Origin of the sequence: Mesorhizobium sp. M2A.F.Ca.ET.037.01.1.1, assembly GCF_003998075.1 — a bacterium.
GTDB lineage: Bacteria > Pseudomonadota > Alphaproteobacteria > Rhizobiales > Rhizobiaceae > Mesorhizobium.
Genome location: NZ_RZSA01001784.1, coordinates 1 through 475, shown reverse-complemented (window position 1 = coordinate 475; position 475 = coordinate 1). Strand labels below are relative to the sequence as shown.

1 protein-coding gene is annotated in these 475 nt (G+C 68.8%); it reads left to right on the top strand.

Annotated features, from left to right (window positions below; genetic code table 11):
• A partial coding sequence (locus EOA27_RS39795) for a Gfo/Idh/MocA family oxidoreductase (protein ID WP_145970962.1) occupies window positions 1–475 on the top strand: 475 nt, incomplete at both ends.

Below are 475 nucleotides of genomic sequence, written 5' to 3'. Positions count from 1 at the left end.
GCTGTCGACGACGCTTGGCGAGGCCGAAGCCCTGGTGGCGCTGACCAAAGCGAAGCAGCGCCGCTTCGTCGTCACGCTCAATAACACCGGCTACGCCATGGTGCGCCAGGCGCGCGAAATGGTGGCGGCGGGCGAGCTCGGCCGCATCGTGTCGGTGCACGGCGCCTATATCCAGGACTGGCTGACCAAGCCGATCGACGCCGAGGGCCAGAAGCAGGCCGAATGGCGCACCGATCCAGCGCGCGCCGGCCAGTCGGCCGTGCTTGCCGATATCGGCGTGCATGCCTTCAACCTGGCAAGCTTCGTCTCCGGTTTCGAGGCGGAGGCGGTTTCGGCCGACCTCTTCACCGCCGTGCCCGGACGGCGGCTCGACGACAACGCGCATGTGCTGATGCGCTGGGCGGGCGGGGCGCGCGGCACGATCCTCGCCAGCCAGACTTCGCCCGGCCATTACAACGACCTCTCGGTGCGCATC